We start from the raw sequence: 21641 nt of genomic DNA, 5'->3' as shown, positions 1-21641 counted from the left end.
GTATCTGAATGTTTCCAACTGGTTATTCACCGCCCATTTTGTGGCGGTGAACTTTACTCGCTTTATTTATTAATTACGAGCTTTAAAAAAACTCAGTTAGCGGGCTGATTGCAGGCGAGAAGCGTCGATGTGAAACAGGCGGGCAAAGTTATCTGTGGTGATTTGCGCCAGTTCTTCAACGGCAACACCTTTCAATACGGCCATGTACTCTGCGACATCCCGAACCATGGCTGGCTGATTCTCTTTTCCGCGATGCGGTACAGGCGCAAGGTATGGGGAATCAGTCTCAACCAACAAACGATCCAGAGGAACATAACGCGCGGCATCGCGGAGCTGCTCAGCATTACGGAACGTGACGATGCCAGAAAACGAAATATAAAATCCGAGATCCAGCAATTTACCCGCAGTTTCCCTGTCCTCTGTAAAACAGTGTAGTACGCCGCCACAATCCGTCACGTTTTCTTCGCGCAGAATCGACAGCGTATCGGCACGCGCATCGCGGGTATGAACGATAACTGGCTTGTGTAACTCACGGCCAATCTGGATATGGTGGATGAATGATTCCTGTTGGCGAACTTTAGTTTCCGGAGTGTAAAAATAGTCCAACCCCGTTTCACCCAGCGCAACTACGCCCTCTTCAGCGGCAAAGCGACGCAGGTCCTCGACGTCATAGGTTTCATCCTGGTTTAGTGGATGAACGCCACATGAGAAAACCACATTGTCACGCTCGCCAACCAGTTTACGCATACTGCGGTATCCTGGTAGCGTGGTGGCAACAGCAAGACAGAACTTCACATCACGCGCGGCCGCTTTCGCCAGCACGTCATCCACGTCCTTATGCAAAGATTGATAATCCAGACCATCAAGATGGCAGTGTGAGTCGACTAAAAACATAATGTCTCTCTCAAAGATGGGGAACAGGCAGTATGGTGCCTGGTTGCAGGTAATGCTCAGTACGGAGAATAAGATCGGTTAATACCAGTTCACGGTTTACGCCGGTCACGTTAAGCAATTGCTGACGACAGTGACAAACATCACCGAGTATCGCCTGTATCTGCGCAACGGATAACTGCGCAGCGATTGACGATATCAACGCCAGAGCATCAGGATTGGTTAAATGAGTAACGCCATACGGGCGTTTGAGAGCATCTGTAAACAGCGTTGCCAGCCAGTGTAAACGGGTCGCAGCGTGCTCATGATTAAGTGCCGCCAACAGGATATACCAGTCGCCGGATTGTAATGTGTTCGCCAGTGCGGCACAGAAGTCAGTCCGGTGCGCCCAGCTTTCGGTTTGTAGCAACGTTAATGCCGCACCGGGCGATCCGGCACTCAGCCGTAATGCGCTCAGTAGCGCCTCCTGAGATGCCGTCACTTCGCGGGCAAGCCAGGAAATGGCATACGATTCTGCCGGAGGAGCAAGATGATGTAACCGACAGCGGCTGCGTAGCGTCGCCAATAATCTTGCCGGCTCTGTGCTGGCGAGGAAAAACCAGGTCTGTGCCGGAGGCTCTTCCAGAGTTTTCAGCAAGGCATTGGCTGCTGCATCGGTCAACTGAGCCGCATCGGGGATCCATACCACCTTTGCCCCTCCCAGACGTGAGTGCTCGTAGAGCTTCTCGCTGACTTCACGTACCGCATCAACACCCAGCGTACTTTTTCCTTTTTCTGGCAACAGCGAATAATAGTCCGGGTGTGTACCTGCCTGCATCAACTGACAGCCACGGCAATGCCCACAGCTTTTGTGTCCTTCCGGCTGCTGGCACATTAAATAGCGGCTAAGAGCGTAAATCAGCGCGTCGTCACCCATTCCGGGTAACGCCTGAATCAGTAGCGCATGGTGACCACGACCCGCCTGGTAGCTGGCTACCAGTTTCTCAAAATCCGGTCGTAACCATGGATACCATTTCATGCGCCCTGCTCCTTCACCCACTCGGTGATGGTATTGCGGATATCCTCCATCACGACATCAAGCGGCTGTGTTGCATCAATCGTACGAATACTGGCGTCTTTGGCAGCCAGTTCAAGGTAGCGTGCACGGGTGCGATTGAAGAAATCAAAAGACTCCTGTTCAATACGATCCAGTTCGCCACGTGCCCGAGCACGTTTTAACCCTACCTCGGGTGTCACATCCAGATACAGGGTCAGGTCAGGGCGAAAATCGCCGAGCACGGCATCCCGCAGTGTTGCCAGCATGTTTTGATCGATCCCACGGCCACCACCCTGATAGGCCTGAGTCGACAGATCGTGACGATCGCCAATAACCCAGCGGCCTTTTGCCAGCGCCGGCTTAATCACGGTTTCAACCAGCTGTACGCGCGCGGCATAAAACATCAGGACTTCGGCTTTATCGGTAATCACTTCATCGCCGACCGATTTGATGTCCAGCACCAAACTTCTTAATTTCTCTGCAAGCTGGGTCCCACCGGGTTCACGGGTAAATACCATGTCGCGAATCCCGAGCTGCTCAAGTGTCTCAACCACTACGTCACGTGCAGTGGTTTTTCCGGCGCCTTCCAGACCCTCGATGACGATGTAATTACTGCCCATTTTTTTCCTTAAGCACTTTCAGATAATCCTGCACGGAGCGGTTGTGGCTGACAAGATTAGTGTTAAACGTGTGACCGCCTTTACCGTCAGCCACGAAATAGAGATACGGAGTCTTTGCCGGATGCGCGGCCGCCTGCAGCGAAGCCTCACCAGGCATGGCAATCGGACCCGGCGGCAAACCGGTGATGGTATAAGTGTTATAGGCGGTCGGCATTTCCAGATCTGCACGCGATAATTTGCCATTATACCGTGCCCCCATACCGTAAATCACGGTCGGATCGGTCTGTAAGCGCATACCGATACGTAAGCGGTTAATAAAGACCGAGGCCACCTGGTCACGCTCGCTGGCAACGGCGGTCTCTTTCTCAATAATAGAGGCCATCGTCACCAGTTGATTTTTGTCTTTATACGGCAGTCCGTCAGCGCGCCCTTCCCAGACCGTATCCACGGCTTTAACCATCTTTTGATTCGCACGCTTCAGCAACGCCACATCGGTAGTATTCGCGGTATACATCCAGGTATCTGGCCAGAACCAGCCTTCCACCCACTCCGGGTTTTCCAGCTTCAGTGCTCTGGCGACGGTTTCGTAGCTATCATCGCTCAGCGTATGCTTCATATACGGTGCATCGCGCAATTGTTTCAGGTAATCGCTCAGGCGCATCCCCTCAACCAGACGTAACGGAAACTGCGCTTCTTTGCCGCTTTCCAGCAATTGCAGCATCTCGCGTACGGTCATATCAGGTGTTAAACGATAGGTTCCGGCTTTAAAATGCGAAAGATCGGGTTCAACACGTAACAACCACTGGAATACCCGCGGACGATTGATAACCTTGTCCGTATACAGTTGTTCCCCCAGTGCCAGACGGCCCGTCCCCGCTTTCAGCGTAAAAATCGTCTCTTCTTTGATCAATAACTTACTGTCCGCCAGATGGCGAACTTTCCACATTCCCACTCCCGCGGCAATGCCCAGCACAACCAGCAATAACAGGACAACGAGTAACAATTTTTTCATGACTAATTTGGATGCTCACAAAGTGGGGCTAAAAAATTGAATAACAAACGTGAAGACAACGGCCTGTCATCACAGGTACGCACGGGGATAACAGGCATTAATGCATTGCAGACGACGATTTCTTCGGCCTGCATAACCTCCGCCAACCCGGCATACACTTCGACAACCCTGAAAGGCGATTGTGCCAGCATACGTATACAGAATTGTCGCATAATGCCATTCACACCTGCCTGATCCAGCCGGGGCGTATAAACCACGTCGTCTTTTCGCCAGAACAAATTAGCCGCACAGCATTCCGTAACCCATCCCTCGCTGTCAAGAACCAGCGCTTCATCGGCGTCCGTCTGTTCAAGATGAGAGCGGATCAGCACCTGCTCCAGCCGATTCAGATGCTTAAGCCCGGCAAGCATCGGGTTGCGCCCCAGACGAACAGGACTTAACGCCAGCACGATGCCTTGCTTTCGCCAGCTATCATAATGTGCAGGGTAAGCTGATACAGAGAGAATACGAGTCGGCTCATGACAACTAGCCCCACTGTAACCACGACCGCCGCTGCCACGGCTGATAATCACTTTCAGTACGCCACCTGCATGCATTGCTGCCAGTTTTTCCATTTCAGCTTGCAGTTCTGGCCACTTATCGAAGGGGATAAACAATGTTTGGCATGCGTCCTGCAAACGCTGGAGATGCGCGGCAAAAAAGCAAATTTTGCCGTCGGTAATACGCGCAGTGGTAAAGCAGCCATCACCAAACTGTGTCGCCCGATCGCTTGCAGCCAGCACATCCTGCTCACGGCCATTAATTAAGAACATAGTGGCTCCTTATTCGTGGTCCGCTAGTTTGGCAGGATGAGTCACCCAGGACAAGGATTGAAAACTGAATAAAAAAAGGCCCGACAAGCGGACCTTTTCTCTTAGAGCCTGGTAAGTCACCTGCTGGTACTTAGATCTTTTTGAAGATCACAGAACCGTTGGTACCACCGAAGCCGAAGGAGTTGCACAATGCGTATTCCATACCGCTAACCTGACGCGCCTCGTGCGGAACGAAGTCCAGGTCACAACCTTCATCCGGGTTATCCAGGTTGATGGTTGGCGGAACGGCCTGATCGCGCAGCGCCAGAATAGAGAAAATAGACTCTACCGCGCCCGCAGCACCCAACAGGTGCCCGGTCATGGATTTGGTTGAACTGACCATCACGCTACGTGCAGCATCACCAAACACCGATTTCACGGCCTGGGTTTCTGCTTTATCACCTGCTGGTGTGGACGTACCATGCGCATTGACATAGCCAATACGACCTGGTTCAATCGCCGCATCACGCAGTGCATTGACCATCGCCAGCGCAGCACCTGCACCGTTTTCCGGAGGTGATGTCATATGGTAAGCATCGCTGCTCATACCAAAGCCAACCACTTCAGCATAGATTTTTGCGCCACGCGCTTTCGCATGCTCGTACTCTTCCAGTACCACCATACCTGCGCCGTCGCCCAACACAAAACCGTCACGCTCTTTGTCCCACGGACGGCTTGCCGCTTGCGGGTTATCGTTACGCGTAGACAGCGCACGTGCTGCGCCAAAGCCACCCACACCCAGCGGTGTACTGGCTTTTTCTGCTCCCCCCGCAACCATCGCGTCCGCATCGCCGTATGCAATGATACGCGCGGCATGACCGATGTTGTGCACGCCTGAAGTACAGGCCGTGGCGATGGAGATGCTTGGCCCTTGCAGGCCGTACATGATGGTCAGATGACCCGCCACCATGTTAACAATCGTCGACGGAACGAAGAACGGGCTGATCTTACGCGGTCCACCATTTACCAGAGAGGTATGGTTTTCTTCGATAAGACCGAGACCGCCAATACCGGAGCCGATAGCGGCGCCAACACGGTGAGCGTTCTCTTCCGTAATTTCGAGGCCAGAATCCTGCATGGCCTGAACGCCAGCGACAATTCCATATTGAATGAAGGCATCCATCTTGCGCTGTTCTTTGCGCGAGATAATGTCATCACAGTTAAAATCCTTTACTAAGCCAGCAAATTTCGTTGCATAGGCGCTAGTATCGAAATGGTCGATCAGGCTGATGCCACTCTGACCGGCAAGGAGAGCTTTCCAGGTAGACTCTACGGTATTGCCGACAGGAGACAACATGCCCAGTCCGGTCACAACTACACGACGCTTAGACACGGTTGTCCTCCAGGGAGGGAAAAATAATTCAAGTGGGAAAAAAAGATAAAACTCAGGCGGTCGAGTGACCGCCTGGAGATGTTCACTTACGCCTGGTGGCCGTTGATGTAATCAATGGCAGCCTGAACGGTAGTGATTTTCTCAGCTTCTTCGTCCGGAATCTCAGTATCAAACTCTTCTTCCAGAGCCATTACCAGCTCAACGGTGTCAAGAGAATCCGCGCCCAGGTCTTCAACGAAGGAAGCATTGTTGGTAACTTCTTCCTGCTTAACGCCAAGCTGTTCGCCGATAATTTTCTTAACGCGTTCTTCGATAGTGCTCATACTCTTAAATTTCCTATCAAAACTCGCTTTCGCGATGGTTTTCGTAGTGTATAAAATGTTGAAAAATTTGCAACTAAATCCCGGCAGGTCTTACCACGATTTTACGTTATTTTGAGGCTAATCCCTACAATAACGCAAATCTTTTTCATCGTGGTTAAACCATGTACATCCCGCCGTTGACGTGCAAAGTCTCACCAGTGATGTAACTTGCTTCGTCGGAAGCTAAAAATGCAACCGCGCTGGCGATTTCCTGAGCGCCACCAAGGCGACCCGCAGGAACCTGCGCCAGAATACCCGCACGCTGATCATCAGACAGCGCACGCGTCATGTCCGTTTCAATAAAGCCCGGAGCAACAACGTTTACAGTAATACCACGGGACGCGACTTCGCGCGCCAGTGATTTACTGAAGCCAATCAGACCCGCTTTCGCCGCAGCGTAGTTAGCCTGACCCGCATTTCCCATGGTACCAACCACAGAACCGATAGTGATAATACGACCATGACGCTTTTTCATCATAGCTCGCATTACCGCTTTTGACAGACGGAAAACAGATGACAGGTTGGTTTCGATGATATCGTTCCACTCGTCATCTTTCATGCGCATTAACAGGTTATCACGAGTAATCCCGGCATTATTGACCAGGATATCGACTTCACCAAATTCTGCACGAATATTTTCCAGAACAGATTCGATAGATGCAGGATCGGTCACATTCAACATCAGACCTTTACCCTTTTCACCTAAGTAATCGCTGATGGCCTGCGCGCCGCTTTCGCTTGTTGCAGTGCCGATAACGATCGCGCCACGGGCAACGAGTGTCTCTGCAATTGCGCGGCCAATGCCACGGCTTGCACCGGTAACCAGCGCGATTTTTCCTTCAAAACTCATGGTTTTCCTCTTTTATTGCTCTAGCGCCGCAGACAACGCCGCCGGCTCATTCAGTGCCGAAGCAGTCAGGGTGTCAACAATACGTTTCGTTAAACCGGTGAGGACTTTACCCGGACCGACTTCATACAGGTGCTCTACGCCCTGAGATGCCATAAATTCAACGGTTTTAGTCCACTGAACCGGGCTGTAAAGCTGACGAACCAGCGCATCGCGGATAGCATCGGCGGTGGTTTCGCACTTCACGTCAACGTTGTTCACAACGGAAACAGTCGGCGTGTTAAAGGTAATTTTCTGCAGTTCAATAGCCAGTTTCTCGGCTGCAGGCTTCATTAGCGCACAGTGAGATGGAACACTAACCGGCAGCGGTAACGCACGCTTAGCGCCAGCAGCTTTACAGGCCGCGCCTGCACGCTCTACAGCTTCTTTGTGTCCGGCGATAACCACCTGACCTGGTGAGTTAAAGTTTACCGGTGAAACCACCTGACCTTCAGCAGACTCTTCACACGCTTTCGCGATAGCGGCATCATCCAGACCAATGATAGCAGACATGCCACCTGTGCCTTCAGGAACGGCTTCCTGCATAAATTTTCCACGCAGTTCAACCAGGCGCACGGCATCAGCAAAATTGATAACACCTGCACACACCAGCGCAGAATATTCACCCAGACTGTGACCTGCCATCAGCGCTGGCGTTTTACCCCCCTGCTGCTGCCATACGCGATACAGCGCGACAGATGCCGTCAACAGTGCTGGCTGCGTCTGCCAGGTTTTATTCAGTTCTTCTGCCGGACCTTGTTGAGTCAGAGCCCAAAGATCATAGCCCAGCGCTGCTGAAGCTTCAGCAAAAGTTTCTTCAACAATTGGGTAGCTTGCTGCCATATCAGACAACATTCCAACGGTTTGAGAACCCTGACCCGGGAACACAAATGCAAATTGCGTCATATTAAAATCCTTATACTAGAAACGAACCAGCGCGGAGCCCCAGGTGAATCCACCTCCGAAGGCTTCAAGCAATACCAACTGGCCTGCTTTAATTCGCCCGTCGCGGACGGCTTCGTCCAACGCGGACGGTACGGAAGCCGCTGACGTATTGCCGTGTCTGTCCAGCGTGACGACGACATTATCCATCGACATGCCCAGCTTTTTCGCTGTTGCGCTGATAATGCGAAGGTTTGCCTGATGTGGCACCAGCCAGTCCAGCGCAGAACGGTCGAGATCATTTGCTTCCAGCGTTTCATCAACGATATGAGCAAGTTCGGTAACCGCAACTTTAAATACTTCGTTACCCGCCATCGTCAGGTGAATCGGGTTTTCCGGATTCACGCGATCGGCATTTGGCAGCGTCAGCAGTTCGCCATAGCTACCGTCAGCGTGCAGATGGGTGGAGATAATACCCGGCTCTTCTGATGCGCTCAGTACAACCGCACCCGCGCCATCACCAAAAATAATAATCGTCCCGCGATCGGTTGGATCACAGGTGCGCGCCAGCACATCTGATCCGACAACCAGCGCATGTTTGACCGCGCCAGATTTTACATACTGATCGGCAACGCTAAGTGCATAGGTAAAACCAGCACAGGCTGCTGCAACATCAAACGCTGGGCAGCCTTTAATCCCCAGCATACTTTGGATCTGGCACGCCGCGCTTGGAAATGCGTGGGTTGATGACGTGGTAGCAACCACAATCAGACCAATTTGCTCTTTGTCGATGCCGGCCATTTCAAGTGCACGGTTAGCGGCAGCAAAGCCCATCGTCGCAACTGTTTCATTTGGCCCAGCAATATGGCGTTCGCGGATACCTGTACGACTGACGATCCACTCATCAGACGTCTCGACCATTTTTTCCAAATCGGCGTTAGTACGCACTTGTTCAGGCAGATAGCTGCCAGTACCAATAATCTTCGTATACATGTACGCTCAGTCACTTTTTGGTTATATACCGCCACGAGCAAATCACTGGTACGTTGACAGCACCCTCAGCCGGCACTGTTACCTGTGCACTCGTGAGTTGATACTTTCGCCACCGTCCAGCAGTTCGAATCCAGCTGGGTATACAGATTCCAGGCGAGCGGCAATTCGCTGAGGAACTTGTCGCTGCACCGCCTGCACTGCCTGTTCAATCGCGACTTCAAATGCTCGCTGATTGGCAGCACCATGACTCTTAATCACCGTGCCGCGCAATCCTAACAGACAGGCGCCATTATACTGGTCGGGGTTGAGGTGACTAAATCGCCTTGTCAGGCTTTTTTGTAACCAACGTTTTAATAACAGCAGCCACCACGACCGTTTTTTGCCCTCACCCTGAGATTTCAGCAGTGAAAGGAACATTCTGACAACACCTTCCATCGTCTTTAATGTGACATTACCTGTAAAGCCGTCACAGACCAACACATCTGTTTTGCCAGTCAGCAACTCATTGGCTTCAAGATAGCCGATATAATTGATAGAAGGGATTGTTTTTAGCACAGCAGAAGCATCCCGAATACTGTCGAGACCCTTAGTTTCTTCTTCACCGATATTGAGTAACGCAACGCGAGGATTGGCAATCCCAACCACCTCTTCTGCCAACACGGAACCCATGACGGCAAATTGCACCAACATCGTACTATCGCAATCCACGTTGGCACCTAAATCCAGCACCACCGTTTTGCCCTTTTGCTGATGTGGTAAAACCGTAACCAGCGCAGGACGCTCAATACCCTCAAGGGGTTTGAGCAAGAGTTTCGCAAGTCCCATTAATGCGCCCGTATTACCAGCGCTGACACAGGCTTGTGCTCGACCTTCTTTCACGAGCTCCAGGGCGACACGCATTGAGCTTCCACGACTGGCGCGGATGGCTTGCGAGGGCCGGGCATCACTGGCAATAACTGACTGAGCAGGGATAATCTGCAGACGTGAACGTTGTTCGAAGTCAGCTTTGGCAAGTAATGGCGTGATTGTATCGGGATCCCCGACTAAAAGAAGAGTGAGTTGCGAATTAGAATTCAGTGCCTGCAATGCTGCAGGCACTGTCACGGTAGGGCCAAAATCTCCCCCCATGACATCTAACGCCAGGGTTAGACGTGTCAAGGTATCGTCGCTGCCCGGTTAGGTATTTCCCCAGTTACCCAGGGAAAGCCTCACTAAGCTTCATCACGCTTGTGCTCTCTGTCTTTCTCACCGAAGTGGGAAATTCATTGAGTCATGCGTGATTACTTAGCGATTACCTTACGGCCACGGTAGAAACCGTCGGCAGTGATGTGGTGACGCAGGTGTTGTTCACCAGAAGTTTTGTCTACAGACAGGCTGGTGACTGCGGTCAGAGCGTCATGAGAACGACGCATGCCACGTTTGGAACGGGTTGGTTTATTCTGTTGTACGGCCATGGACCTTACTCCTCAATTACTTACGCTTTAAGCTGGCTAATACGGCAAATGGGTTTGGTTTTTGCGCTTCATCAGGCAATTCGCCAAAGACCATGTCCGCCTCGGACACTTCACAGTGTTCAGAATCATGCACCGGAACTACCGGCAAGGAGAGGATAATCTCATCTTCAACCATTGCAAGCAGATCGATTTCACCGAATTCGTTAACCTCAATCGGCTCATACGCTTCCGGGAGTGCTTCAGCCTGCTCGTCAGAACGGACAGGACTAAAACAATATGTTGTGTGAACATGAAGTGGGAACGGTTTCCCGCAACGCTGACACTCGAGCGTAACCGAAACCTTCGCATCACCGGTTATAACGGCAAGGCGCTGGTTATCGATAGCGAACGACATGGAGCATTCCACATCACTGTCCACACTGACTACAGAATCGGCGACGCGCTCAACCAGATCAGAAGTATAGATACCTTCATAATCGAGGCGTTTTTGAGCCGTACGAACCGGATCAAGAGTCAGGGGTAATTTTACCTTTTGCATAGGGCGCGCATATTAACTTTGTAACGTCATATAGTCAAAGAAAAAGGCAGCCTGTGGTTGCCTTTTGCCAATAATTCGCACACATTGCGGGTCATCGACTTAAAATCGATCACGACAAGCCATCGCAGCCAGCTTGAAGGACGAAGTCCATAGTTTAAAATGGCTCTCATCATTACGCTATATGCGGGGGAAAAAATATGCCTCAACTTATTCTTGCGTCCACCTCTCCCTGGCGTCGCGCTTTGCTCGAAAAATTGGCCATCCCGTTTGAATGCGCAGCCCCGGAGGTTGATGAAACCCCCTTACCCGGCGAAACACCTCGGCATTTAGTGTTACGCCTGGCACAAGAAAAAGCGCAATCCCTTGCGCATCGGTTTCCATCACATTTGATAATTGGGTCTGATCAAATTTGTGTTCTTGATGGTGAAATAACCGGCAAGCCGTTAACGGAAGAAAACGCCAGACAACAATTAACCAAAGCCAGTGGAAATATTGTCACTTTTTACACCGGACTGGCGCTTTATAATTCAGCTAACGGTCATCTACAAACCGAAGTTGAACCGTTCGATGTCCATTTTCGCCATTTAAGTGACATGGAAATTGAAGATTACGTGCGTAAAGAACGCCCGTTACATTGCGCAGGTAGTTTTAAAAGTGAAGGATTAGGGATAGCGCTCTTTGAGCGTCTGGAAGGCCGCGATCCTAACACACTGATTGGCTTGCCGTTGATCGCGTTGTGTCAGATGCTGCGCCGGGAAGACATGAATCCGTTAAAAGCCTAGTTAATCTGCCTGATGGCGACGCGGTGCGTCTTATCAGGCCTACGGCGCATAGCGCGATTGTAGGCCTGATAAGCAACGCGTATCAGGCTTTGCTGCGCAATACCTCAAGGCAGCGCTTCAGTTGATTATCCATCGGCGCTTCAATACGCATAACCTCACCCGTACCGGGATGGGTAAACTTCAACGCAGCAGCATGCAGGAACAGCCGGTTCAACCCCGTACCCGACAGTTGCTTATCAAACTCACGGTCGCCATAGCGGTCATCAAAAGCAATCGGATGCCCGGCAAATTGCGTATGGACACGGATCTGGTGAGTACGACCGGTTACCGGGCTACAGCGTACCAGCGTGGCAAACGCATAGCGTTCTTCTACTTTAAAACGGGTTTCCGACGGTTTCCCTTCCTGATTCACCCGCACGATACGCTCACCGCTTTGCAGAATGTTCTTTAACAAAGGTGCCTGCACAGTTTTGACATGCGATTGCCACTGACCCCTTACCAGCGCCAGATAGTCTTTTTGCATGCCTTTTTCACGCAATTGTTCATGCAGTGAACGCAGCGCTGAGCGCTTTTTGGCGACCAGCAGCACACCAGAGGTATCACGGTCCAGACGATGCACCAGTTCAAGGAAACGCGCTTCCGGACGTAAAGCACGTAAACCTTCGATCACACCAAAGCTTAATCCGCTGCCACCATGAACGGCAGTGCCAGAAGGTTTGTTAAGCACCAGTATATGGTCATCTTCATACAAAATGACATCAGTCAGCGCAGCGACCTTCTGCAAATTCGGAGAAATCGCTTCTTCTTCACGCTCAGCGACACGCACAGGCGGAATACGCACAATATCCCCGTCTTCGAGTTTGTACTCGGGTTTGATGCGTTTTTTATTCACCCGCACTTCGCCTTTACGCAAAATGCGATAAATCATACTTTTCGGCACACCTTTGAGCTGGGTGCGCAAAAAGTTGTCGATGCGTTGCCCTGCTTCATCGGCAGTAATGGCAACTATTTTTACGGCTGGAGTCTCTGTTTTCATGGGGGCCGATTTTAAATAGCCATCAAGATTCGCGCCACACATTTTTCTATGCTTATATTAACTGCTATACCCTATTACTTAAGTTTGACATAACCGATTTGGTGGTTATTAAAGCAATCACCAGGCGGAAGTGTAAAAACTGTGAGTAACCGGGTGATAAATGGCAAAAGTCATCTTGCTATAACAAGGTTAGCAGTGGAATAATGGTCTTGTTTCCGTGTTGAATCTTGTTAAAACAAGAACTTTTCCGGAATGACCCAATTTTGCCCGACCGATCATCAACGCAGCAATGGCGTAAGACGTATTGATCTTTCAGGCAGTTAGCGGGCTGCGGGTTGCAGTCCTTACCGGTAAGTGCTCTATGGATTTCGCGTTGTAGGAAGGCGGCAAGTCTGGAATTCCCAGCTGCTTACTCCTGTAAGTCGCTGGGGTGAGAAGATGAAGCCAACGCACCAACAGCGTGAAAGACGACAAGCACAATGGAAGCTTCTCTGGAGAGTAATACCCAGACTGTTCCCCTGATAATTGCGCTGTGTTTCCGTATGAAATACAGGCAACCGACACTCTGCGCCTCTTTGAGCTGACGATAACCGTGAGGTTGGCGACGCGAATAGACACGAGGCCATCGGTTCACACCCGGAAAGGCATTTCTCTGCCCGCAGCTTAGTCGTCAATGTAAGAATAATGAGTAAGTTACGATGAAAAGAATGTTAATTAACGCGACTCAGCAGGAAGAGTTGCGTGTCGCCCTTGTAGATGGGCAGCGTCTGTACGATCTGGATATCGAAAGTCCTGGACACGAGCAGAAAAAAGCCAACATCTATAAAGGTAAAATTACCCGTATTGAACCGAGTCTGGAAGCCGCTTTTGTTGATTACGGCGCTGAACGTCACGGTTTCCTCCCGTTAAAAGAAATTGCCCGCGAATATTTCCCTGCAAACTACAGTTCCCATGGCCGTCCCAACATTAAAGATGTGTTGCGTGAAGGTCAGGAAGTTATCGTTCAGATAGATAAAGAAGAGCGCGGAAATAAAGGCGCGGCACTGACAACCTTTATCAGTCTGGCTGGCAGCTATCTCGTTTTGATGCCAAACAACCCGCGTGCGGGTGGCATCTCTCGTCGCATTGAAGGCGACGACCGTACCGAATTAAAAGAAGCGCTGGCAAGCCTGGAACTGCCTGATGGCATGGGGCTTATCGTGCGTACCGCGGGTGTTGGCAAATCTGCTGAAGCGCTGCAGTGGGACCTGAGCTTCCGTCTGAAACACTGGGAAGCTATTCAAAAAGCAGCTGAAAGTCGCCCCGCCCCGTTCCTGATCCACCAGGAAAGCAACGTCATCGTTCGTGCTTTCCGTGACTATTTACGTCAGGATATTGGTGAAATCCTTATCGATAACCCGAAAGTGATGGAGATGGCGCGTCAGCACATCGCTGCGCTGGGTCGTCCGGATTTCAGCAGCAAAATCAAACTGTACACCGGCGAAATCCCACTGTTCAGCCACTACCAGATTGAATCGCAGATTGAATCTGCCTTCCAACGTGAAGTGCGTCTGCCTTCCGGCGGGTCAATCGTTATCGACAGCACTGAAGCGCTGACGGCTATCGATATCAACTCCGCACGCGCAACCCGCGGCGGCGATATTGAAGAAACGGCGTTTAACACCAACCTTGAAGCTGCCGATGAAATTGCGCGTCAGTTGCGTCTACGTGACCTTGGTGGCCTGATCGTCATCGACTTTATCGATATGACTCCGGTTCGCCACCAACGTGCGGTAGAAAACCGGCTGCGCGAAGCCGTTCGTCAGGACAGAGCGCGTATTCAGATCAGCCATATTTCTCGCTTCGGTCTGCTGGAAATGTCCCGTCAGCGTCTGAGCCCGTCTCTGGGTGAATCCAGCCACCACGTCTGCCCGCGTTGCTCCGGCACCGGTACCGTGCGTGACAACGAATCGCTGTCGCTCTCCATTCTGCGTCTGATCGAAGAAGAAGCGCTGAAAGAGAATACCCAGGAAGTTCACGCAATCGTCCCGGTACCCATTGCGTCTTATCTGCTCAACGAAAAACGTACTGCGGTCAATGCCATTGAGACGCGTCAGAATGGTGTACGCTGTGTGATCGTGCCAAACGATCAGATGGAAACGCCGCACTATTCCGTACTGCGTGTACGTAAAGGGGAAGAGACGCCAACTCTGAGCTATCTGCTGCCGAAACTGCACGAAGAAGCGATGGCATTGCCGACGGAAGAAGAATACGTCGAGCGTAAGCAACCTGAACAACCGGCACTCGCAACGTTTGCGATGCCTGATGTTCCGCCTGCCCCGGCGCTACAAGAACCCGTTGCGAAACCTGCCTCTGCGCCAAAAGTTGCCGCAACAGCTGCCGCAACAGCCGCACAGCCTGGTTTGATTAGCCGTTTCTTCGGCGCGCTGAAGTCTATCTTTAGTGGTAGCGAAGAAGTGAAACCGGTGGAGCAACCCGCACCGAAAGCCGAAGAAAAGACTGAACGCCAGCAGGATCGTCGTAAGCCGCGCCAAAACAATCGTCGCGACCGCAACGAACGCCGTGATAACCGCGACAACCGTGGCGATCGTGACAACCGCAACGAACGTTCAGAAAATGGCGAAAACCGCGATGAAAATCGTCGTAACCGTCGTCAGGCACAGCAGCAGAATGCTGAAGCGCGTGACAACCGTCAGCAATCCAGCGAAGTTGCAGATAAAGCAAAATCCGGCGACGAGCAGCAGGCTCCGCGTCGTGAACGCAATCGCCGTCGCAACGATGATAAGCGTCAGGCGCAGCAGGAAGTTAAAGAGCTGAACCTGGCTGAACAACCTGCACAGGATTCCGAGCAGGAAGAACGCGTGCGTCAGCCGCAGACTCGTCGTAAACAGCGTCAGTTGAATCAGAAAGTTCGATTCACCGACAGCGCGCCGGTTGAAGCCGAAGTGGCTACTGCAACCATCGTTGCTGAAACCGCCGTTGCTCAACCTGTTGAACAGTCCGCACCGGCTCAACGTACCGAACTGGCTAAAGTCGATTTACCAGCAGTCGTTGCACCAGAGCAAGAAGACAACAACGAAGCACGAGATAACAACGGTATGCCTCGTCGCTCGCGTCGTTCTCCTCGCCATCTGCGCGTAAGCGGGCAGCGTCGTCGTCGCTATCGTGACGAACGTTATCCGGTTCAGTCGCCGATGCCGTTAACGGTTGCCTGTGCTTCTCCTGAATTAGCATCCGGCAAAGTCTGGATTAGCTACCCTGTTGCCCGTGCTCAGGACATGCAGGTTGAAGAACAGCGCGAACAGAAACTGGATCAGGAACAAAACACGCCTGTGGCAGTAGAGCCTCAAGTCGCTGCTGCTGTCGTAGAGCACATTGCGGATGTCCCTGTACAGGAAAACGTCGTGCAACCTGATGTTAGCGTAGCGGAAACGCAGACTGTTGTGGCTGAAACGGCACATCCGGAAGTGATTGCCGCTCCGGTTGCTGAACAACCGCAGCTTATCGCCGTCGCTGATGCACCTGTTGCCGAAGAGATTGCAGCACAAGCTGAGCCTGTTGCTGACGTCGCACCAGCAGCAGTAGCCGAAGAGCCTGTTGAAACCGTAGCTTCCCAGCCAGAAGTGGTTGAAGAGGTTAGTGAGGTTGCGCCGGTTGTTGAGGCAGCCCCCATTGTTGAAGCGCCGAAAGATGCGATGAGTGCCGTAGCGCCCGCCACAGTGGCCGAAGTCGCGACAGCCAGCGTAGACGCTGAACTGATTCACAGCCATGCGACCGCACCGATGACTCGTGCACCAGCACCGGAATATGTACCAGAAGCACCGCGTCATAGCGACTGGCAGCGCCCTGCTTTTGCCTTTGAGGGTAAAGGTGCGGCAGGTGGACACAGTGCCAGCCATCAGGCAACCGCGCCAGCAACGCGCCCGCAGCCTGTTGAGTAAGTCATAAGCAATGAAAAAGCCGACCTCAGGGTCGGCTTTTTTTATACGTCGTGAACGCCCCTCATCCCCGTTACCTGTGGCATAACATCTTTCATCAGTGCCAGAAATTTGCGTAAGCGGGTTGGATAATAACGCGCCCAGGGGTAAACCAAATGCACGGGCAATGACGACGCATGCCAGTCAGGTAATAGCGTAATCAATCTTCCACAGGCTATATCGTCTTCAACCATCCAGCTTGAGACAAGGGTAACCCCCAGCCCCGCAAGCGCAGCATTTCTGGCGACATAAATACTGTCGGTACTTAATCTGGGAGAAATATTCAACGTGATAGCTTCGTTACGCTGGTGATGAAGTAACGACACGCTGTGCTGATAAAATGTATTTACCGCGATCCAGGGCAGCGCCGATAGCTGTTCAGGGTGAGCCAAAATCCCAAATTGTGCGAGAAGCTCAGGACTTGCCACCATACTTCGCGGGACTTCAGCCAACAATACCGAAACCGTTGCCGGATCAACCTCAGCCCCAACCCGGATAGCGCAGTCGATATTATCGCTGAGAAAATCAACGGTCTTATCATTCAGCATCCACTCAACGGATAACTGTGGATAGCGGGAAAGGAATTGCAGAAGCGGTTCAAGGAGTTGCTGTTGGCCGAACGCATGCGGTGCCCGAACCCGCAACGTCCCCACGGGCTCATCCTCCGTGACGTTCAGTCCATCCTCCAGCGCCAGCCAGGCATCAATAATGTGTTTGGCGTGCTGATACCCTCGCTCGCCATCATCAGTCAGTTTCATTGCATGGGTGGTACGCATAATCAGCTTAACGCCCAACAGCGTCTCAAGGGATTGCAGTCGTCGACTGACGGTTGCCTGGGTGGTACCCATTTGCTTTGCCGCCGCTGAAAGCGAACCAGCCTCGACGATGCGCACAAACGTGCGCATCAACTCCACCCTGTCTATACGTTCGGTTTTTATCATTTAGTCATTATTCATACGTGTAGCGTATAACTGTTTTACCACTGCGCGCGCTACCGTGCTACCGCTTGAAGGATAAAAATAGCCGCACATCCTGTGATTGAGGAATCATTTGTGAACACACACACCGCACTTTCCCGTTGGGTTATTTTTGTTCTGGCACTGGGCGCTGGGTTCAGCGTTGCAGCAATCTATTATGCCCAGCCTCTTTTGCCTTTAATGGGCCAGGACCTGGCCTTAAGCATCACCGGCATGGGTCTGGTGCCTACGCTCACCCAGGCAGGATACGCGCTGGGCATTTTGTTTTTGTTGCCGTTGGGCGACCGTTATGACCGCCGGACATTAATCCTGCTAAAAAGCGTCGCTCTTGCCGCACTGCTGTTGGCGTGCAGCTTTACCGGACAGTTACATTCGCTACTGCTGGTTAGCTTATTGATGGGAATGGCAGCGACCATGGCTCAGGATATTGTGCCTGCCGCAGCCATCCTTGCACCTGAAGGTAAACAGGGGAAAACGGTGGGTGCCGTCATGACCGGTCTGCTGCTGGGGATCTTACTCTCACGGACCATCAGCGGGCTGGTAGGTGAGGCCTATGGCTGGCGGGAAATGTATCAACTCGCCGCCGTCAGTATTGCTGTGATTGCCGTACTGATGTGGACAATGCTGCCCCGCTTTACGGTCCATTCCACGCTGAGTTATCCGGCATTACTGCTCTCCATGGCGCAACTGTGGCGTCGTTATCCTGCACTGCGCCGGGCGGCGTTGGCGCAGGGCTTTCTGTCTGTTGCCTTCAGCGCCTTCTGGTCAACACTGGCGGTTATGCTATCTGAGCATTACCACATGGGCAGTGCGATGGCGGGAGCATTTGGTATTGCAGGGGCAGCCGGAGCGCTGGCAGCCCCGATGGCAGGCCATCTGGCAGATAAAGTCGGTGCCGGACGGGTAACACAATTGGGCGCTCTGTTAGTCACGCTTTCTTTTGCACTTATGTTCCTGCTTCCGGCCTTACCAGTACAGGGGCAATGGTTGCTGATTGCCCTGTCGGCGATAGGCTTTGATCTCGGGCTGCAGTCAAGCCTGGTCGCCCACCAGAATCTGGTTTATAGCCTGGAGTCTCAGGCACGAGGTCGTCTGAATGCGTTGCTATTCACTATGGTGTTTATCGGCATGGCGCTGGGTTCTGTACTCGGAAGTCAGGTCTATGCGCTGGCAGACTGGGAAGGCGTGGTGACGCTAGCCACGTTCAGCGGCGTTGTTGCACTGGTAATTAGACTGACGGGTAAATTGCCGGTTAGCCAGACAACGACAGCCTAAAAAAATGCCCGCTCCGGGGTGTATGTGGAGCGGGCAGACAAACATATCCAGTTTCATGATATGTTTCAAAAATGATCGTTACCGGTTGAGCTGGAACAGTGACATTCCCTGCATATCGGTAAACGTTTTATATGACGCCTGTAGCGCAGCCTGCTGCATAACATAAGAAGAAATCGCCGCATTCCAGTCAACATCAACCAGATTGCTCATCTGTTGCGTTTGACCCAACGCACGATCGGCCCCCAACGAGTCCAGAGCGCTAAGTTCACTGAGTTGCGTACCGAGCTCAGCGCGAACAGACAACACATTATTCAGTGAGTTCTTCAGACCACGGTTGGACTTATCGATGGCTGCTTTGGCTGCATCTTTGGCCGCATCATTGCCTTCAATCGGCGTATTCAGGGCTGCAATAGCGGTATCCAACATGACGAATAGGTTCGTTTCTGGCTTGCTACCGTCTGGCTCTGGAACCGCGTTGCTGGTCACCGAGTTAAAAATCTTATCTCCGGTATGACCAATCACCATTGACCGGGCAGCATCGACCTGTTGGGTGATATTTTGAGTTCCACCACTATAAGCACCATCAGTCTGGGAAAATGGTGGCGCTTCCGTTTTGTAGCCGCCAAAGATATAGCGACCATTACCGTCAGTACTGTTCGCCAGATTCATTAACTGATCGCGGATCCCTTGTAAATCAGTTGCTAACGATGCCCGGTTATCATCACTCAATGTACCGTTGCCTGCGTTGACAATCTTTTCCTGCGCAGCGGTAATCGCGGTCGTCGCCCGACTTAAAACGTTCTCTTCCAGTGACACTTTTTGCGTCGCGAAAGTACGCGCCAACGTATATTGGCTGTTCTGCGCCTGAGCCTGTGAAAGTACCACGGCCTGTGATGCGGCAATCGGATCGTCAGACGGGTTGTTCACGCGTTTCCCCGTTGACATCTGCTCGCCAAATTTCAACCATTCAGCCTGAGAGTTGGTGATGCCCCGCATGTTCTGCTGGTACATCATCTGAGTACTGATACGCATTGAGTTCCTCTCCCTTAGCGAATATTCAGCAGTGCATCAAAGAGCGAATTCGCCGTTTGCAGCACCTGAGCGTTGGCCAGGTAATACTGCTGATAACGCTGCAAATTCCCGTACTCTTCGTCGAGGTTAACCCCGGAAATAGACTGTTGCTGATTTGAAAGCTGCGTGACTACGTTGTTTTGCGTAGTGCTGCTGGTTTTTAAGGTCGCCGTTTTGTTCCCGACATCGCTCACCAGCGTAGCGTAAGCATCGTTAAAGGTTTTATTCCCGATGGTTGCCTTGGTTTGCAGATCCAGCAGTTTCTGGCCGTTACGGTTATCGCTCTTTCCTTTATCGACATTGGGATCAGTATCATTTTTGGACACCTCAGCCATGGCGATTTTCGACTCATCGGTCACCGCCACTTTCATATTAATAATGGCGTCACCCACGGGTTTCACCGTGAAGCTGTCATTTGCCAGCGCACCATTTTTGACGGTGATTTCCAGCCCATCAAAAGACATTTTTCCGTTAGTGACCGCCGGCTTAAAGCTGGTATTGTCAGCCAGGCGGGTTACCTGCCAGTCAGTGCCATCAAAGGTAATTTTATAGTCGGTTGCCTGCACCGACGAGCTATCCGTCATTTTAACGTCAAGCGCACCTGCCCCTTTATTCTTTGTATTGCTAAGGACTGCCGGGCCACCAATTTCGAAAAAGTCTTTGCCTTGAACGCCGTTGGCATCAAAACCTTCTTTGTGTTGCGTGTTAAACCTATCAGCAAAGGCGAGAGCCAACTGGCCAAGGGTATTACGCGTCTGGTCGAGTTCCTGCGAACGGAACGTCAACAGCCCGCCCAGCGAGCCGGTCGTGATCAGCTTTTCCGGGATGGCAACTTCTCCGGCCACGCCGTCAACATAAGCGACGGTCGTGCGAGAGGGATCATCGCTGGAAGGTACAGCGGCCAGTTGGCGAGCATTGCTGCCTTGTACCAGCGAATAGCCATTCGCCATGGTCACGTTATAGGTGCCGCCGTCCTGAATACTGACTTCCACGCCGACAATCTTATTCAGCTCACTCACCAGTTGATCGCGCTGATCGAGCAGATCGTTAGGTGATGCACCCGCGCCAACGCCGGTCAAGCGGGAGATTTGATCGTTAAGGCTGGCAATTTGCTTCGAATAGTTGTTGATCTGATCGACGCTGGCTTTAACAGCAATATTGACCTGCTTATCCTGATCGCGCAGATATTGGTCAGTCGTTCTGAACTGATTGACTAAGCCATCAGCTTTACCGATAAGTGCCTGACGCGCCGCCGGATCTTCTGCGTTGCTCACCAACGTCTGCAGACTGGTAAAAAAGCCCTGCATCGACGTTGAGATCGAACTGGTTTTGCTGGCAAGCAGGTTGTCGATTTTTGACATTTGCTCATAACGTGTCGTCAGACCGCTGCTCTGGTTCTGCGCCGCACGTAACTGATTAGTGATAAATGAGTCATACTCACGCTGTACGCCAGAAACATAGACACCATTGCCGACCCAGCCCCCCGCACCCAGCGTGCTGTTCGCCTGCGCCATAATTGTCGTTTGTCGGGTATATCCGGCAACGTTATAGCTGGAGATATTATTACTGGCAGTGTTCAACGCGGCCTGCGCTGCGCTGAGTCCACTCATCGCGTTATTAATCAAGCTGGACATGGAGGTTCCTTGTAATCCTTCAATACTCGGT

Annotated in this window: 20 protein-coding genes; 3 read left to right on the top strand and 17 right to left on the bottom strand. The window is 51.9% G+C overall.

Translation table 11 applies throughout. The features are described from left to right. Window positions 1-96 precede the first annotated feature (96 nt). The 13 genes from OGX95_RS09230 to yceD all read right to left on the bottom strand — a co-directional run bounded on the left by OGX95_RS09230 (window position 97) and on the right by yceD (window position 10858). Window positions 97-894: a metal-dependent hydrolase gene (locus OGX95_RS09230; RefSeq protein WP_286629223.1), complete on the bottom strand. Its 798-nt coding sequence runs from the start codon at window positions 892-894 to the stop codon at window positions 97-99. 10 nt (window positions 895-904) lie between these two features. Then, window positions 905-1909, bottom strand: coding sequence for a DNA polymerase III subunit delta' (gene holB / locus OGX95_RS09225; protein ID WP_286629222.1), 1005 nt, complete (start codon window positions 1907-1909; stop codon window positions 905-907). After that, window positions 1906-2547, bottom strand: a complete 642-nt coding sequence (tmk, locus tag OGX95_RS09220) for a dTMP kinase (RefSeq protein WP_271441744.1) — start codon at window positions 2545-2547, stop codon at window positions 1906-1908. Before tmk ends, holB begins: the two co-directional genes overlap by 4 nt. After that, window positions 2537-3559, bottom strand: a complete 1023-nt coding sequence (yceG, locus tag OGX95_RS09215) for a cell division protein YceG (protein ID WP_286629221.1) — start codon at window positions 3557-3559, stop codon at window positions 2537-2539. The genes tmk and yceG overlap by 11 nt, the downstream gene beginning before the upstream one ends. Before the next feature lie 2 nt (window positions 3560-3561). After that, a complete protein-coding gene (gene pabC / locus OGX95_RS09210; RefSeq protein WP_286629220.1) occupies window positions 3562-4371 on the bottom strand; it encodes an aminodeoxychorismate lyase in 810 nt (269 codons plus the stop codon). 130 nt (window positions 4372-4501) lie between these two features. Then, complete coding sequence (gene fabF, locus OGX95_RS09205; protein WP_005129014.1) at window positions 4502-5743, bottom strand: beta-ketoacyl-ACP synthase II; 1242 nt, start codon at window positions 5741-5743, stop codon at window positions 4502-4504. A gap of 86 nt (window positions 5744-5829) precedes the next feature. Next, window positions 5830-6066 (bottom strand): acyl carrier protein, encoded by a 237-nt coding sequence (gene acpP, locus OGX95_RS09200; protein WP_000103754.1) that lies wholly within the window; start codon window positions 6064-6066, stop codon window positions 5830-5832. A gap of 154 nt (window positions 6067-6220) precedes the next feature. Next, window positions 6221-6955: a 3-oxoacyl-ACP reductase FabG gene (gene fabG / locus OGX95_RS09195; RefSeq protein WP_286629219.1), complete on the bottom strand. Its 735-nt coding sequence runs from the start codon at window positions 6953-6955 to the stop codon at window positions 6221-6223. Between the two features lie 12 nt (window positions 6956-6967). Continuing rightward, the gene (gene fabD / locus OGX95_RS09190; protein ID WP_286629218.1) at window positions 6968-7897 is read right to left on the bottom strand and encodes an ACP S-malonyltransferase; all 930 of its coding nucleotides are present in this window, start codon (window positions 7895-7897) and stop codon (window positions 6968-6970) included. A 15-nt stretch (window positions 7898-7912) separates the two neighbouring features. Further along, complete coding sequence (gene fabH, locus OGX95_RS09185; RefSeq protein ID WP_286629217.1) at window positions 7913-8866, bottom strand: beta-ketoacyl-ACP synthase III; 954 nt, start codon at window positions 8864-8866, stop codon at window positions 7913-7915. A gap of 78 nt (window positions 8867-8944) precedes the next feature. After that, window positions 8945-10024 carry a phosphate acyltransferase PlsX gene (gene plsX, locus OGX95_RS09180; protein ID WP_271441739.1) on the bottom strand — a complete coding sequence of 360 codons (1080 nt, stop codon included), beginning with the start codon at window positions 10022-10024 and terminating at the stop codon, window positions 8945-8947. Window positions 10025-10146: 122 nt separating this feature from the next. Then, on the bottom strand, window positions 10147-10320 hold the full coding sequence (rpmF, locus tag OGX95_RS09175; protein ID WP_003036242.1) for a 50S ribosomal protein L32: 174 nt from the start codon (window positions 10318-10320) through the stop codon (window positions 10147-10149). Between the two features lie 16 nt (window positions 10321-10336). Beyond that, the gene (gene yceD, locus OGX95_RS09170) at window positions 10337-10858 is read right to left on the bottom strand and encodes a 23S rRNA accumulation protein YceD (RefSeq protein ID WP_003036239.1); all 522 of its coding nucleotides are present in this window, start codon (window positions 10856-10858) and stop codon (window positions 10337-10339) included. Window positions 10859-11055: 197 nt separating this feature from the next. Here yceD and OGX95_RS09165 point away from each other — a divergent pair, with 197 nt between their 5' ends. Continuing rightward, entirely contained in the window at window positions 11056-11640 is a 585-nt protein-coding gene (locus tag OGX95_RS09165; RefSeq protein ID WP_286629216.1) for a Maf family protein, read from the top strand. Window positions 11641-11722: 82 nt separating this feature from the next. Here the strand turns inward: OGX95_RS09165 and rluC are convergent, their stop codons facing one another. After that, a complete protein-coding gene (rluC, locus tag OGX95_RS09160) occupies window positions 11723-12676 on the bottom strand; it encodes a 23S rRNA pseudouridine(955/2504/2580) synthase RluC (protein WP_286629215.1) in 954 nt (317 codons plus the stop codon). Between the two features lie 698 nt (window positions 12677-13374). On the opposite strand from rluC, the gene rne reads away from it, so the two are divergent. Then, a complete protein-coding gene (gene rne, locus OGX95_RS09155; protein ID WP_286629214.1) occupies window positions 13375-16617 on the top strand; it encodes a ribonuclease E in 3243 nt (1080 codons plus the stop codon). 41 nt (window positions 16618-16658) lie between these two features. Here the strand turns inward: rne and OGX95_RS09150 are convergent, their stop codons facing one another. After that, window positions 16659-17594, bottom strand: coding sequence for a LysR family transcriptional regulator (locus OGX95_RS09150; RefSeq protein ID WP_286629213.1), 936 nt, complete (start codon window positions 17592-17594; stop codon window positions 16659-16661). A 111-nt stretch (window positions 17595-17705) separates the two neighbouring features. On the opposite strand from OGX95_RS09150, the gene OGX95_RS09145 reads away from it, so the two are divergent. Further along, on the top strand, window positions 17706-18905 hold the full coding sequence (locus tag OGX95_RS09145; RefSeq protein ID WP_286629212.1) for an MFS transporter: 1200 nt from the start codon (window positions 17706-17708) through the stop codon (window positions 18903-18905). A gap of 78 nt (window positions 18906-18983) precedes the next feature. On the opposite strand, the gene flgL is transcribed toward OGX95_RS09145, so the two are convergent. Both flgL and flgK read right to left on the bottom strand, forming a co-directional pair. Continuing rightward, window positions 18984-19937, bottom strand: coding sequence for a flagellar hook-associated protein FlgL (gene flgL / locus OGX95_RS09140; RefSeq protein ID WP_286629211.1), 954 nt, complete (start codon window positions 19935-19937; stop codon window positions 18984-18986). Between the two features lie 14 nt (window positions 19938-19951). Next, the gene (flgK, locus tag OGX95_RS09135) at window positions 19952-21610 is read right to left on the bottom strand and encodes a flagellar hook-associated protein FlgK (RefSeq protein ID WP_286629210.1); all 1659 of its coding nucleotides are present in this window, start codon (window positions 21608-21610) and stop codon (window positions 19952-19954) included. Between the last annotated feature and the right edge of the window lie 31 nt (window positions 21611-21641).

The organism is Citrobacter sp. Cu233 (genome assembly GCF_030332225.1).
Lineage (GTDB): Bacteria > Pseudomonadota > Gammaproteobacteria > Enterobacterales > Enterobacteriaceae > Citrobacter.
This window is presented reverse-complemented; position numbering and strand designations above follow the sequence as displayed.